The 14622-nt window shown below is 59.0% G+C and carries 8 protein-coding genes and 1 tRNA gene; 5 read left to right on the top strand and 4 right to left on the bottom strand.

What is annotated here, in order from left to right; genetic code table 11:
- Positions 1 to 207 precede the first annotated feature (207 nt).
- Positions 208 to 2319, bottom strand: coding sequence for a beta-galactosidase (locus tag AAF555_03845; GenBank protein MEM6910693.1), 2112 nt, complete (start codon positions 2317 to 2319; stop codon positions 208 to 210).
- 181 nt (positions 2320 to 2500) lie between these two features.
- On the bottom strand, positions 2501 to 3775 hold the full coding sequence (locus AAF555_03840; protein ID MEM6910692.1) for a PQQ-binding-like beta-propeller repeat protein: 1275 nt from the start codon (positions 3773 to 3775) through the stop codon (positions 2501 to 2503).
- A 173-nt stretch (positions 3776 to 3948) separates the two neighbouring features.
- Between AAF555_03840 and AAF555_03835 the strand changes: the two genes are divergently transcribed.
- On the top strand, positions 3949 to 5511 hold the full coding sequence (locus AAF555_03835; GenBank protein ID MEM6910691.1) for an arylsulfatase: 1563 nt from the start codon (positions 3949 to 3951) through the stop codon (positions 5509 to 5511).
- A gap of 137 nt (positions 5512 to 5648) precedes the next feature.
- On the opposite strand, the gene AAF555_03830 is transcribed toward AAF555_03835, so the two are convergent.
- Positions 5649 to 7103 carry a sulfatase-like hydrolase/transferase gene (locus AAF555_03830; protein MEM6910690.1) on the bottom strand — a complete coding sequence of 485 codons (1455 nt, stop codon included), beginning with the start codon at positions 7101 to 7103 and terminating at the stop codon, positions 5649 to 5651.
- A 446-nt stretch (positions 7104 to 7549) separates the two neighbouring features.
- On the opposite strand from AAF555_03830, the gene AAF555_03825 reads away from it, so the two are divergent.
- The 3 genes from AAF555_03825 (at position 7550) to AAF555_03815 (ending at position 9945) form a co-directional block, all read left to right on the top strand.
- Positions 7550 to 7622, top strand: a tRNA-Ile gene (locus tag AAF555_03825).
- A 178-nt stretch (positions 7623 to 7800) separates the two neighbouring features.
- On the top strand, positions 7801 to 9420 hold the full coding sequence (locus AAF555_03820) for a cation:proton antiporter family protein (GenBank protein MEM6910689.1): 1620 nt from the start codon (positions 7801 to 7803) through the stop codon (positions 9418 to 9420).
- 21 nt (positions 9421 to 9441) lie between these two features.
- A complete protein-coding gene (locus tag AAF555_03815) occupies positions 9442 to 9945 on the top strand; it encodes a dihydrofolate reductase (protein MEM6910688.1) in 504 nt (167 codons plus the stop codon).
- Between the two features lie 854 nt (positions 9946 to 10799).
- On the opposite strand, the gene AAF555_03810 is transcribed toward AAF555_03815, so the two are convergent.
- Positions 10800 to 12662 carry a carbon starvation protein A gene (locus AAF555_03810; protein ID MEM6910687.1) on the bottom strand — a complete coding sequence of 621 codons (1863 nt, stop codon included), beginning with the start codon at positions 12660 to 12662 and terminating at the stop codon, positions 10800 to 10802.
- Positions 12663 to 12779: 117 nt separating this feature from the next.
- Between AAF555_03810 and AAF555_03805 the strand changes: the two genes are divergently transcribed.
- A complete protein-coding gene (locus AAF555_03805) occupies positions 12780 to 14600 on the top strand; it encodes an SLC13 family permease (protein ID MEM6910686.1) in 1821 nt (606 codons plus the stop codon).
- Positions 14601 to 14622: the final 22 nt, after the last annotated feature.

Here is a 14622-nt window from a genome sequence, read left to right as displayed (position 1 = left end):
ACCGCTTCCGAGCCCAGCCGATCTGGCAATGGGCTGCGGTGGAGGCCGCGGGGCGTCAGGTGCCCCTGCTGTGATTCGCCAAACCCGCCAGATTCGTGGGGAGCCCAAGGGCCGACCAGAGCAAGACGAGAAACGCTTTCTTCATCATCTTGGTATAAGGCAAAAAGGGGGAGGGCCAGTCGTTTGGTCTGCTACCAAGCGACCGAGTCATAAAGGAGAAGGGGTGTGGGGAAGTGGTGATGATTCGGCCTGCTTCTGAGGATGTTCGAGAACTACTATATTGTATTGGCCGAGAGAAGGCACGGTGAAAGCGGTGTAGCCCTCGGTGGTGGATAGGGGAAGCTCCTGGCTGGGGTCGCTCGCGAGGTAGGCTCGGGCGTAGCTGCCCCGCACTTGCATCTCAAAGGCATCCATCTCCAGCAATTGGCCCCCTGCGCCGTGCAGTTGATTCGTGAGATTGACCAGATGGACGAGGTCGCGCCCGTGGTCGGCTTGTTCCATGAAGCTCATTTCCACCAGCGGATGAGCCTCCGTCTTGATCTGAGGCTGTCCGTCCAGCAGGTGATGGAAGAGGTCGTCGAAGAGGAGCCGTAGGCTGTCGTTTCCTCTCAGGTGGTAGATCGTTCCCGGTTCCCAAGGGAGCCAGATGGTCTTTTTGCCTTGGTCATTGGTTTGTAGCAAGAGTCCCGGCTGGGTGCCATCTTGGCGATTGAGGTGGGTGATTTCCGTGGTCGAATGATAGGCGGGCGGCACCATGGGAAGGTGGGCTTGGAAGGTGCCTGGTTCGGTCACCTCCAAGTATTCGCTCTCGATCCCTAGCAATTCGGTCACCTCTCCAAGCTGGGGAAAGAACTCGGGGTCACTGACCCGCCAATAGGCTGCGAAAGTGTCTTCGAGCGACCACAGCTTGCCGGTTTGGCCGTCGAATTGGGGAGGAGCCTTGGTGCCGATCAGTAGATGATTGAGCGTTTCGGCCGATCGACGAAGACCGCCCCCTCTCATGGAAGAAGAAATCACGAGATCCCAATGATCGCCGCCGGGGAAGTGGTGGGTTTTCTCGAAGACGCTGAAGGGCAGATGCGCTTCGGAGAGCAGGCAGAAGAGGCCCCGCAGCTCCTCGGTGCGGAAGCCGTCTGCCACCAGGGCGATGGAGGCTTTCGAGACCTGGCCAGGGAAGAATTCCTCATGGTCGGCGTGCCAGGCCAAGGGGAAGGACATGGCCTCGCGCGCGTGACGATTGTGCGGGTGGGTGAGTGGCCCCACCATGTAGAGCGCGGGAAATCCGCCATGGGCCATGCCCTGGAGCATGCGGTTTTGATTGACCCCGCTGCGGTGTGGCTCGAAGCGGAAGGGCATTTTGATGAAGTTGACCACGGTGTTGAAGACCATTTGGTCGGGGTGGCTGTTGCGAGCGAGATTGACGAGGTAGCTACTCTGGTAGGGCCACCAAATGTTGGGCGTGTAGTTCGTCTTGGACTCGGCAGTGAAGCCATCGGTGACCGCGGTTCGCTTGGTTCCATACAGGAGAAAGGCCGCGCTCGGGGCTGCTTCTTTGATCGCGGCTCGCACCAGGCGGGCTGTATCCATGCCGCATTCGGTGAGGAAGCGGCGGTAGTCAGCATTCCAGCGCTTGGGCAAGGGTTTGTCCGAAAACTCGGCCCAGCGAGCTTTGCACGATTCGCAATGACAGACCCCATTCGGAATGCCGGAGTAACCATTAATCGCATGATGACTCCACCAGTTCACAAAAACCGCTTCGGCCGGATAGCGGTTGAGAAACTCTTTGATCATCTCGGTGGAGGCGGATCGGTAATAGCCTCCGTTGATGCAGGAGGTGACGAGTCCGTTGTAGTGGATGGTCTCGCCGTTTTCCCGTCGGAAACACCATTCGGGGTGAGCCTCGGCCACTGACTCAGGGAAGCGGCTGAAATCAAAACGGGCGAGCAGTCGAATGTCCCTTTCCTCGGCCAGTCGGTAGATTTCCTCCATCAAGTCACCCCGCTCTGCCAGAAAGGGGTTTTTGGCCTGGAAGGAGAGTTCGGTCGGGTAGTTGGCGTAGATGCCCCCGACATTGAAAAGCCAGGTGTTGCCGCCAAGTTCTTGCACGCTGTCGATCAACTCTTCGGCGGAGAGATTCTCCCACATCTGGATCGGGATATTCGTCTGGACGAGGCGAACCGGTTCCGTCATCCACCACCCAGGACCGTCCTCGGCCAGGGAGGGAGTGGCCAAAGAAGCGATCGCTGCCAGAGCGAGCCCTTGGAGAGGCGAGAAAAGGAAACGGAAGGAGGGGGAAGGGCCGGTTGGGTTGTCTTTCATAGGGGGCTTGGTGAAGAGAGGGGGATGGAGCAGGGGGAAGTCTCAGTCGGCTCAGTCAGGGCTCAGTCAGAAGAGGCCGCGCCGTCGGGCCGCGCTTTCGAGGAGCGCTTCTTCTCAGCCGGTAGCTCTCAGGTCGGGAAGAGAGCGGAAAGGGGGCGAAAAGCCCAGCTCTTCTTGAGGCTTAGCTTCCGACCTGATAGCAAAAGAGCAGTTCTTGGTCGCGGAGGAAGAGTTTTCCATCCACCACCACGGGGTGGGACCAGACCTGCCCTTTGTGCGTGTCGCGGGAGGAGGAGAGTTCTGGCAAAAAGAAGCGGCCCTTTTCCCCGTAAGCCTCAGGAGTGGCTTCCACGAGCACGACCATCCCCTTGGCCTGTTCTAGGCAATAGAAATGCCCATCGGCATAGGTCAGCGAGCCCTTTTTGAGCCCGCCCTTCTCCTGCGACCAAACCTCCTCGCCCGTTTCCCAGCTTTGGCAGGTCAATCCCAAGCCATCAGAGAAGCCATAGAGATAGCCATCGTGGAGAATGACCCCGCCATGATGGTTCTTCATGACTTTGTTGTCCCAGAGCTTGGTTGGCTCGGGGCCGGAGATATCGAGCTTCAAACATCCCGCTCCGTAGCCGGCGGAGATGTAGACCTTTTCTTCCTGCGCGATGGGGGTGGGGATGACGGCGACCCGGCCAGGCCGCCACAAGGCGCTCCACAGAAGGTCCCCATTGCTAGGATCGACCCCCGCCAGAGTGTTCATGAAGAGCTGGACATACTGTCGCTGGTTATGGGCCTCGGTTATGACGAGTGAGGAATACTGCGCACCATCTTCCAAGCCCGTGCTGCGCCAGAGAAGAGAGCCATCCGTTTTGTCGAAAGCGGCGATGGCTCCTTCCGCACCGCCGGGGGTCACGACCACTTGGTTGCCATCGACCAAAGGCGATTCCGCATACCCCCACTTCGGGATGACGCCGTTGAGGTCGTCCAGCAAGTGGACACTCCACTTCTTGGCGCCCGTCTCGGCATCGGCACACAAAAGCATCCCATTAGCGCTGAGCGCGAAGGCGAGACCCCCTTTCACGGTGGGGGACCCGCGCGTTCCGCTGCCCCATCCGGTTTTGTAGCCTGATTTGGGATCAGGTCCGATGACGGTGGACCATTTTTCTTGGCCCGTGGTCAGATCCAAGCAGAGCAGTTCAGCCTGCCCCTGGCGACTGCCCAGAGTGTAGAGGGAATCGCCCACGATGACCGGCGCGCTGTAACCCTCGCCCGCATTCTCGAAGGTCCAAAGCAACTCCGGCCCCTTCTCCGGCCATTCTGACAAAAGCCCGCTATCGGGGGAGTGCCCATTTTGATCCGGTCCTCGCCATTGAGGCCAGTCGGCTGCAGCAGATAAGAGAAACCCTCCCCAGACGGATAGGAGGGCCAGAAAGAGGAGCGGACAGCGGGGGGTAGGGGTTTTCATGATTTCAATGAAACAAGCGAAGCATCAAATGGGAGCTTTTGAAAGGGTTCTCTCAAAATCTCGCGCTGCGAGGGCGGCCAGCCCCAACCTGATGGGAGCATGATGGAGGCACGAGGAAACCCAAGCGAAAGATTTGGGCTCGACCGATGAGCTATTTCAGGCTTGTCTGAGAGGTGAGTCCGACCCCAGCCCTCTTTCTCTCGCCTTTTCTTTTCTTCTTTCTCGGGACCATGACGTGGGGAACCGAGCGCGACCTGCGGCCGAATATTCTCCTCATCATGGTAGATGACCTCGGCTATGCGGATTTTGGTTGCTATGGCGGAGAGATCGAGACGCCTCACATTGATGCCTTGGCCGAAGGCGGCCTTCGTTTCACTCAGTTCTACAACACCGCCAAATGCCATTCCTCACGAGTCAGTTTGCTGACCGGCCTATACTGCGAACAGGCCGGGAGCAGTAGCCTTAGCCGGGCCACGACCGTGGCGGAAGTGGCGGCCAAAGCGGGCTACGCCACCAGCATGTCCGGGAAATGGCATCTTCACAAGAACCCACTCGATTTCGGATTCGAGCGCTATTGGGGCCATCTCTCGGGCGCGGCGGACTTCTTCGTGGGCAATGACAGCTTTCGCTTTGGGCGGGAGGTTTGGAATGAGTTTGAGGGGACCTTCTATGCCACGGATGCCATAGTGGATTTCAGCTTCGAGTTTCTCGACGAGTCAATCGCCTCGGGGAAGCCCTTTTTGCACTACATCGCCTTCAACGCACCCCATTACCCGCTCCAAGCCAAGAAGGAAGACATCCTCAAGTATCGAGGGCGTTATGAGGCTGGATGGGAAGTCATCCGAGCAGAACGCTTCGCCAAGCAGCAAGCTCTGGGTCTCTTTCCAGAAGAGATGAAGTTGCCTCCCATGCCAAATCACGTTCCCTCCTGGGAGAGCCTGAGCCAGGAGCAACAGGAGTTTGAGAGTTTCCGCATGGCTGTCTACGCTGCCATGGTGGATAGTCTGGATCAGAATCTAGGTCGGCTTGTGGCCTATCTGCGGGAACAAGGCGTGTATGAAAATACCCTCATCATGCTTCTTTCTGACAACGGTGCCTGTCCCTTTGATCGGACCAAGCGAATGGAACATGCCGCGTGGGAGGGCCAGTCGCATCTTTGCTACAGCGCAAGCTGGGCCACGGTCGGCAATACCCCTTTCAAGCATTACAAACAGACGCAGCACGAGGGGGGGATTTCCACTCCCTTCATTGCGCATTGGCCGCTCGGGATTCAAACCCCGGGCGCCTCTGAAACGGAGCCCTCTCACCTTATCGATGTCATGGCCACCGTGCTGGAGCTTTCTGGCGGGATCTATCCACAAGACGCTCAGGTAGAGCCTCTTCAAGGAAAGACTCTGGTGCCATTTTTCCGAGGCCAGGATCGGGAGCCGCATGAGGAGCTTTTTTTCCAATTCAGTAGCTGCCGCGCACTGCGGCAGGGCGATTGGAAATTGGTCAGCTTTTATGGGCATCGATGGGAACTGTATGATCTGGCTGAGGATCGCGTTGAGCAAGTCGACCTGGCCGCCGAGCAACCGGAGCGAGTCGCTTCCATGGCCGCCCGATGGCATGAAATAGCCAGTGGCAAGGGGCGGGTCAGTGCCCGGCATCGTGAGCCGGTCAACGAGAGTTCCTGGGAAGGCAGCTGGAATGGTTGGCATCGACCGGGAACCAGTCGGCAATGGGAGCGACCCTGAAGCCGCGTGGGACTAGGAATCGCTCCCAGCCCGGCCCAGACCCCACGGGCTAGGAAAACGAGGGGGAGGCGGTGCGTCCCGCAAGGCTTGAGAGTGACTCGGTTTGGCCGCTGGTAGCTCGGGTTCCAAGCAGGGGGTCACTTCTTCCCAATCCTCTCAAACCAGTTTTGATACTCGGGTCGTTTTTTGAACTCTTCGAAGTGCTTTTGGTAGCGTTCATCTTCATGCCAGAAACGCCTTTCAGCGGAAGGATCGAGCGGTAGGACTCGGCCTTCGGGATAGTCTTTGCCGGCGACGCTCGCCTTGACCGATTCCTCCCAGGCGAGCCATTGGTCGATGAGAGATTGGAAATATTCCGGCTTTTCCTTCGAGAGATCCTGCGTTTCACCGGGGTCCGAGGCCACATGGTAGAGTTCGAAGGAGCGAGGGCCAGAAGCGTTCTTTCTACCCCACGCTTTCACTAGTTTGAAATCGTTGTCGATGAGGGCCGCTTGCCCTTGGAAGCGGAAAGCGATCGGTTCCGGCCGTGGCCCCATCTCACCCTCGAAGAGAGGCACCAGACTCTTGCCATCCACGGGGGAAACGAAGCAATCCTCTGAAAGACCACAAAGCTCGGCCAGGGTGGGGAAGATATCCATAGTGGATGCGGGAAAGGCAGTGACACGAGGACGAATGCCGGCTGGCCATTCTATGATACCGGGGACCCGCAAGCCACCTTCCCAAAGACTCCCCTTGTGACCTCGCAGGCCGCCTGTGGTTTCAGGCTTCATCCCGTTCAATCCACCATTGTCACTGCAATACCAGATCAGAGTGTCTTGGGCGGCCCCGAGTTCGCGGAGGCCTGCCCGGAGAGCGCCGATGCTGCGATCAAATGCCACCAATTCGGCATAGTGGAGACGACTCTTCTCGTCCAAGTTCGCAAAGGCCTGTTGGTCCTCTTCGCTCGCAAAAAAAGGAGTGTGCGGGGAGCCATCCCAAATGACCGCTAAGAAAGGGGTTTCGGCTTCGTGGGCGGCGGCCATGAAACGGAGCGCCTCGCGGACGATCACCGATGAGCTGTCCCCTTGGAAGTCGACAAAGTCCCCTTTCCGACTCAAAAGCGGATTCACATCGAAGTAATTGGTGACCGATAACCATTCGCTGAAGCCAAAAGCTCCGGGACTGTGTTTGTCATCGTGGAGCAAGGGTACCCCGTGCCCCCGAAGGCCGTTCAAGTGCCATTTCCCGAAATGGCCCGTTTGGTAGCCGACCTCGCGGAGGGCTTGGGCGAGCGACTTTTCTTGCAAGCGGAGAGCATGGCCATGGCTAGGGACGCCGGTCCGATCGCTATGCCGACCAGTCAGGACGCTCGCGCGGGTCGGGGAGCAGACGGGGGCCCCGGCATAAAAGCGATCAAAGCGCAAACCATGGGCCGCCATCTCGTCCAGATGGGGCGTTTTCAAAAGGGGGTGGCCATTGTAGCCCGTTTGCCCCCAACCCTGATCGTCGGTCATGACGAGAACGATGTTGGGTCCGGCCAGAGCCGTGAGCGGCAGAAGGAGGGAGGAGATCGGAAACGCCAGGAAGCAGAGAAGAAATGGAGGGAGTCTCATGGATTCGGGAAGGGTGCTGGTCTTTTGGTGAGCGGAGAGTCACTTGAAAATCGCGCTGGGCGACCTTCGCATTTTTGGAATGGATCAGACGGCTTTGATAACAGGAAAGGAACCGCCTGCCAATGGGTTCCCGTCACGGTCGATCTACGTGCTTGAGACAGGCGAACTTGCAGCCGCTTTGGGAGACAAGCAGAGGAAGCCAACGGCCCCGGCCCCTTCGTCGGGGCCAGCCAACGCCTTTTCGCCAGCCTGTCCGAAACGCATGCCCAACGCAGGGCTGGCTCGAAAGACACCGGCTCTTCCTTCCCCGCGCTTCAGCGCCTCTTCCCCACACCACCTTCCCTCCATTCTACCAGTGAATTCTGGAGCTTGGTATAAGGAGAGAACCAGAAATGTTTTCGCTAGCAGGGGAGGGCGGCTCGGGTAACCTTCCCCTTTGCCTTCCAGGGGCTGTAGCTCAGCGGTTAGAGCAGAGGACTCATAATCCTTTGGTCGCGGGTTCGAATCCCGCCGGCCCTATTGCCCTGCCAGGAGAAGGGGGGGTGCAAGATTTTTTCATTCCGCGTCCAGAGGAGGAGGGGCCCGCTTCTTGGGCGTGCCACCGTCCTCCGGGGTGGAATCGGCTGCTGGGCTTTCTTTTTTGCTTGGGAGTGATTTGCCGCTGGCTTGGCGGCATAGAATCGGCTTGGTGCAAAGGATGGAGCCTCTTTTGATTGCGGTGGCGTTTGCCTTTGGCCTGGTGGCTCAGCACTTCCGCTTGCCTCCTCTGGTGGGCTTTTTGGTATCGGGCTTTGTCTTGAGGGCTTTTGGTCTCGAGGGAAGCGCTGCTCTCTCGACGCTGGCCGATCTCGGTGTCACGCTGATGCTCTTCACGATTGGGATCAAATTGCGTCTGCGGACGCTCGCCCGGGCCGAGATCTGGGCCGGCACCACCATCCATGCCTCGCTCGTGGTGTTGGTCTTCACCCCCCTCTTGGTCTTGGTGGGTGGATTGTTGGTGGGATTGGAATGGAAGACCGCTTTGTTGTTGGCTTTCGCGCTCAGTTTTTCGAGCACCGTCTTTGCGGTCAAAAGCCTGGAGGAAAACGGCGAGATGGGGGCGATGCACGGCCGGGTCGCCATCGGCATTCTCATCATGCAGGATATCCTGGCCGTGCTGTTCCTGACCTTTTCCACGGGAAAGATTCCGGCCTGGTGGGCGATTTTGTTGATTGCGGCTCTCGTGCTGGGCCGCCAATGGCTGGGGTGGTTGGTGGCCCGCTCAGGTCATGGGGAGCTGGTCTTGCTCTGCGGGCTCTTTCTTGCGCTCTTTGTCGGGGCCCAGGGCTTTGAGACCGTCAAGCTCAAAGCGGACTTGGGGGCCCTCTTTGTGGGGGTCCTGGTAGGCTACCACGCCAAGGCGAAGGAAATCAGCAAATCGCTTATCGGGATCACCGATCTCTTCTTGATCGGCTTCTTTCTGCAAATTGGCCTCACCAGCACTCTCTCAGTCAATGGAGTCCTGTGGGGGCTTGGGTTTTTGGTCCTCCTACCCTTCAAAAGCGCGGCTTTTTTGGTCATTCTGACCCGATTCCGGCTTCGGGCCCGCACCGCTTGGCTGGCGGGCTTGTCACTCTCCACTTACAGCGAATTTGGGCTGATCGTCCTAGCGCTGGCCGCCAAGCTAGAGTGGATTTCTCCCGACTGGTTGGTGGCCATGGCGGTGGCCATTTCTCTCAGCATTTTGGTGGCAGCTCCCTTGGGACGGCGGGCGGAGGAATTGTATGATCCCATCAGTCATTTCCTGAAAAAGCTGGAGACGCGAGGGCGGCATCCCGATGACCTTCCCGTGGTCTTTGGTGAGGCCCGGGTGGCGATCTTTGGGATGGGTCGAGTGGGCTTCGCCGCTTACAAAGCGCTCAACGCCACGTTTCCTGGCAAGGTGATCGCCTTCGACCGCGATCCGGCCTCCGTCGATCTCCATCAGGAGCAAGGACGCAATGTGAAACTAGCGGACGCCACCGACTCCGACTTCTGGGAAAAAGCCAAAGTGAGAGACCAACTCGATCTCGTGGTTCTGGCCATGCCGAAACACAGTGCCAACGTCCACGCGGCCGAAACTCTCCAGCGACATGACTTCCAAGGGGTGGTCGCGGCCACCGGGAAGTTTGACGATGACGTCAAGGAGCTGAAACGACTCGGCGTGGACACGGCCTTCAATCTCTACGGAGAAGCGGGCTCCGGCTTCGCGGCGCACATTTTCAATGTCTTTAACCAACAACGCCCCGACTTGGTTGGTCGCTGGAAAAGGCGGATGGAAGAAGAGGATTCCGAGTGACTGGAAGAGAGCCTTTCTAAAATGATTGTCTCTCTCATTGCGGCGATGGATCGCCACGGCATGATCGGTCGACGAGTCGGCGGGCTCCCTTGGGACCTACCGAAAGAAAAGGAGCACTTTCGCAGCTACACCGACCGAAAATGGATGCTGGTCGGCCGACGGACCTATGAGGAAATGATCGGCTGGTTTGGAGAGCGAACGCCGGTCGTGCTGACGAGCCAAGCGAATTATGACCTGGCCGAAAACGTGGTGGGCACCGTCGAAGAGGCCATCGAGAAGGCCCGCCTTGCGGGGGCGGCGGAGTTGGTGGTGGCGGGGGGCGCCGCCACCTATGAAATGGCCCTGCCCCTAATAGACCGCTTGGTCCTAACCTTCGTGGAAATCAATTCAGAAGGCGATGTGGCCTTCCCGGACTGGGACGAATCTGCTTGGGAAGAAAAATCTCGAGAAAAAGTGGTGAAGAGCGACGTGAATGGAGCCGCGTTTGAAATAGTCGTATGGGAACGACTCCCTTCTACGCAATGAGGTGGTGTTCATCGCTCAAGTTCTTCAACTACTTCCTGGCTCCGTTTTGCGGGTTCACCTCATTCTCCGGTGGCCCGCGACGTCCCCGGCGCGGTGGGTGAAGAGTTCATGTTCTGGGTGCAGCCTTACCCAAGTGATCGATAGCCGGAAAGCCCTTGGGTGGGTGAGTGGTTTGCCAATCGGCTCATCGCACCCGCCGCGCCGGGGACGTCGCGGCCCACCAAGGCTGGGTTTTTGTAGTGTAGCTCCTCGTGAGTCAGAAGACGAATCCTGCCTGAACCGGGTTATGATGGATGGAGTGCGCCTTTTCGAGGTAGGATTCAGCATTGCGAATGCGGTGATCTCTTTGGCTAAGCGAACTCCGTGTTTCTCCAAGAGTTCCGGGAGTGTGGGCCATACAGAGACATCAACCAAGACAGGGTGGTTTTTTTAGCCAACTGAGAGAATCAGGGGGAAATACGGCTAGTTCGATAGGTAAAAATTCCGCTCCTTCGCTTCGGACGATGAACCGCGTTTCTCGTTTGACCAAGGGTGGTTTGAGGAGGAGCTGGAAGTCTTCGTCCGATTTGGGAGTGAGAGTTTCGGTAGAGTAGAGCGCTCCGGTTCCTGAGTTTAAAATCCACCAAGAGACTTGGATGGTTTCTTGGGCTTCAGGAATGGCGATTTTGATCTCCGCCCCGGAAACGACTTCCCTAAGAGGGGGCCGTGGCTGGCTTTCGGCGTGAAGGGTGCCCGATAAAGCAAGCAAGAAGATTTCCCGGAAAGGGAAAAAGTGGTGGGGAATTCGCATGAAAGTCCTTATCCCTTTTAGGGTGCCTCTACACTCTCCCCAAGGCAAGGCGCTTTGAAGTCGGCTAGCAGGACCGAGCTCCTTTCGGTTTCGGTCGAAGGGGGGGCAGCGGTTCTTCGAGGACACCACGGATTCGGGGCCAAGCGATCCAGACTTCGATCAAGATCCATAGCTCCAAGGCGAGGGTGGCGATTCCGAAGGCGACGAGCAGCCAACTGCCTGCGGACCAGAAGTCGATCAAGTTGATGCTGAGGGCGACTGCGGGAAGGAGCAGCATGAGGATCATGGGGCCTTGGAGGAAGGCGATGGGGAGATGGCGTCGTCGGAGCCAAAAAGCGACGACGACGAAGGCGAGTCCGCCAAGCAGTTGATTGGTAGCGCCAAAAAGGGGCCAGAGGATCATGCCGCCGGTGCCGGCGGGAGCGCCGGGTTTCATGGGGATGGTGGCGATGACGGCCGCGATAGTGATGGCGAAAATGGTCGCGCCGTGTTTGCCGGTTAGCCAGTCGAGAGGTGTCTTCCGGGCGTCGGCTTTTCCTCCAAGGGAGGCAGCCAATTCTTGCACGACGTAGCGTTGGAGGCGGCAGGCGGTGTCGAGGGTGGTGGCGGCGAAGGAGGCCACAAAGACTCCCATGAGGGCCACGGCGAAGGGGAGGGGAAGCCCGAAGGCTCGCAGAAAATTGGCCGATCCTTCGACGAAGGCCCCCAGTTTTTCGGCCAGCCCTCCGGCTTGGGCCCAGCTCTGGTAGCGATTGAGGTAGGCGTCCGCGCCATAGACCAGGTCCTGGCTGGCCATGAGTTTTCCGGTTTCGGGCTGGGCCACCAGTTCTTTGGCGCCTAGACCCAGCCCGGCCACGCAGGCCAAGATCACCATGACCGCCAGGAACCCTTCGGTCAGCATGGAGCCAAAGCCCACGAATTGCGCGTCGGCTTCGCTGCGGAGTTGTTTGGAGGAGGTCCCAGAGGAGACCAAGCAATGAAATCCGGAAATGGCTCCGCAGGCGATGGTGATGAAGAGAAAGGGGAAGAGGGAGGGCGCGCCTTCGGGCTGGCTTTGGATGGTGGGGGCGGCCAGGGCGAGAGGGCGAGTTTGGCCATCGCTTTCGAGCCCCCAGAGCGCAGCCGCCACCAGGCCGAAGAACAGGAGTCCCAGGGTGCTGACGAGCTGGAGGCTATTGATGTAGTCGCGCGGCTGCAAGAGGGACCAGACGGGTAGGACCGAGGCGATCCAGGAGTAGAGCAACAAGACGATGACCCACTGGACGAGGGGCCATGCCGCCAGCGATTGATTGAAGGCCCCGAGCGGACCTTGGTTTCCGAATGCGACCGCCAGATACATCAAGGCGAGAGTGGCCAAGCTCGGGAGGAGAAGCCCCGCTCCTTGGCGATGGAGAAAGTAGCCGATGGCAAGTGCGATGGGGATCTGCAGCAGGCAGGGGAAGATCGACTGCGGGTAGAGCCGAAAGACGCTCGCGATGACGAGCCCAAAGATGGCCAACACGATGGTGAGTGCGAGGAAGAGGACCGAGAGAAAGAGCACCCGGGAGCGCTGGCTCAAGACGCGTCCGGCGATGTCGCCGACGGTCTGCCCTCTATTGCGCAAGGAGACCATGAGGGCCGAGAAGTCGTGAACGGCACCGATGAAAATGGAGCCCAAAAGCACCCACAGAAGGGCGGGTAGCCACCCCCAGATGACAGCGAGGGCCGGGCCCACAATCGGTCCAGTGCCCGCGATGGAGGTGAAATGGTGACCGAAGACGACGGAGCGGGAGGTGGGCACGAAGTCGCTGCCGTCTTCCAGCTGGCGGCTGGGCACTTCATTGTCGGGATGGACCCGAAAGATTTTGCGCGCCAGCCAGCGGCCGTAGGTGTGATAGGCCACGAGGTAGGCCACTAGCGCACCCAAGGCGATGAGGAGGATTGGCATGGGGGCACCCTGGAGCGAGGGGCGTGGCGGTGCGAAAGGTTTCTTGCGGTGGCTTGCCCGATTTGCGCGAGATCCCCGCTGGAACTTTCCGGCAGGTTCTCCTAGTATCCGGCCCGGATGTTCGCGGCCTCTCTTACGGAATTTCTTCCAGCTTGGTGGGATCAGGCCGTGGTGGGCGCGCTCATTCTGGTGGTCTTCCTCGGCTTCATGCGCGAATGGTTCACGCCCGATCTTTTGGCGATTTCGGGGATGTTTTTGCTTTTGGCGCTCGGGATTTTGCCGCTCGAGAAAGGGCTGGGTGCCTTCAGCAATTCGGCCCCGCTCATCGTGGCCTGCATGTTTGTCCTGAGCGCGGCTCTCGATAAAACGGGAGTCATCGAGGCCCTCGGCCGTGGCTTTGAAGCTTGGTCGCAGGGCAAGCCTCTTCGCATCCTGGCGTTAATCATTGTCATCGTGGGGCCGCTTTCGGGCTTTGTGAACAATACTCCGGTCGTGGTGGTCTTTCTCCCCATCCTACTGAAGCTGTGTCGGAAACATGATTTGATCGCTTCCCGGTTTCTCATTCCGCTTTCCTATGCCGCCATCGCCGGAGGCACTTGCACGCTCATTGGCACCTCGACCAATATCATCGCGGCCGAGATCGCGGCCGAGAGTGGCTTGACGCCTTTCCGGATGTTCGACATCACGCTCCTGGGTCTGATTTATCTGACGGTGGTGGCGGCCTACCTCCTGACGGTGGGGCGTCGCTTGCTCCCCGATCGGATCACTCTCTCCACGCTCTTCGACGCGGACGAGCACCGGGAATACCTCACCCAAGCCTACATTCGCAAGAACCACACGCTAGATGGGGTCAGCTACGCGGACTCCCCCCTGGCCAAGCTTCGAACGATCCGCTTGATCGAAGTCATCCGAAATGGGCGAGTGGTGGCCACTCCGCTCAACCACTTGGTGTTTGAAGCGGGCGACCAGCTCGTTATGAAGGGCCGCATGGAAGGGGTCATGAAGGTCTCGGAGACCGAGGGCATGGAGGTGGAGTCGGAGACGGAAATGGGTCTGGGAAGCGTCCGCACGGAGTCAGCTGTGCTCATGGAGGGCATGGTGGGCCCAGACTCGCGCTTGACTGGGAAAACGCTCAAAGAGCTGCATTTCCGGCAGCGGTACGGGGTGCTCATCCTGGCTGTTCATCGCCAGGGAGAGAATCTGCGGGACCGCTTCGAGAACACCAAGCTGGAGTTTGGCGATACGGTCCTGGTGCAGGGACCTGCTGACAAGATGCGCAAGCTCTTCGATGAGAGGGACTTCATCAACTTGAGTGCGGCGGAGGGCTTTGCCGACCGACAGGAAAAGGCGCCCTGGGCCATCGTGGCCTTGGCCGCTTTCATTCTTTTGGGAGCCTTCTCCACCGTGCCCACGGTGGTCATCGCTTTCGGGGTCATGCTCCTGACTCTTTTTGCGGGCTGCCTCACGGCGAAGGAGGCCTACGACGCGATTGATTGGCGGATTCTCTTTCTGATTTTCGGGATGATCGCGATCGGGATGGCGGTCGATGTGACCGGCCTGGCCAACACCATCGGCAGCTGGCTAGTGGCTGCGGTCGGCGGAGCGCCCAACCCCTTCGTGGTGGTGGCGGTCGTCTACCTCACGACCTCCATCATGACGGAAATTATTAGCAACAACGCGGTCGCCGCCGTCTTCACCCCCATCGTCCTCGAAATCGGGAAGGCTCTCGAGTGGGAGAATCCTTTGGGCCTGGTGGTGGCGGTCATGTTCGGCGCCAGTGCCAGCTTTTCGACGCCGATTGGCTACCAAACCAACACCTTCGTCTACGGGGCGGGGGGCTATCGCTTCTCGGACTTCTTTCGCGTGGGCATTCCGCTCAATTTGCTCCTGTGGATGACGGCCACCATCGCGATCCCGCTCCTGTGGCCGCTCGGCTGAATTTCGGGTTGCCTCGGCCCGT

Source organism: Verrucomicrobiota bacterium, assembly GCA_039027815.1.
Classification (GTDB): Bacteria; Verrucomicrobiota; Verrucomicrobiia; order Verrucomicrobiales; family JBCCJK01; genus JBCCJK01.
This window is presented reverse-complemented; position numbering and strand designations above follow the sequence as displayed.

Coding starts and splice junctions, on each gene's coding strand:
- AAF555_03845 (MEM6910693.1), bottom strand. CDS start 2,319: ATGAAAGACAACCCAACCGGCCCTTCCCCCTCCTTCCGTTTCCTTTTC.
- AAF555_03840 (MEM6910692.1), bottom strand. CDS start 3,775: ATGAAAACCCCTACCCCCCGCTGTCCGCTCCTCTTTCTGGCCCTCCTA.
- AAF555_03830 (MEM6910690.1), bottom strand. CDS start 7,103: ATGAGACTCCCTCCATTTCTTCTCTGCTTCCTGGCGTTTCCGATCTCC.
- AAF555_03820 (MEM6910689.1), top strand. CDS start 7,801: ATGGAGCCTCTTTTGATTGCGGTGGCGTTTGCCTTTGGCCTGGTGGCT.
- AAF555_03815 (MEM6910688.1), top strand. CDS start 9,442: ATGATTGTCTCTCTCATTGCGGCGATGGATCGCCACGGCATGATCGGT.
- AAF555_03810 (MEM6910687.1), bottom strand. CDS start 12,662: ATGCCAATCCTCCTCATCGCCTTGGGTGCGCTAGTGGCCTACCTCGTG.
- AAF555_03805 (MEM6910686.1), top strand. CDS start 12,780: ATGTTCGCGGCCTCTCTTACGGAATTTCTTCCAGCTTGGTGGGATCAG.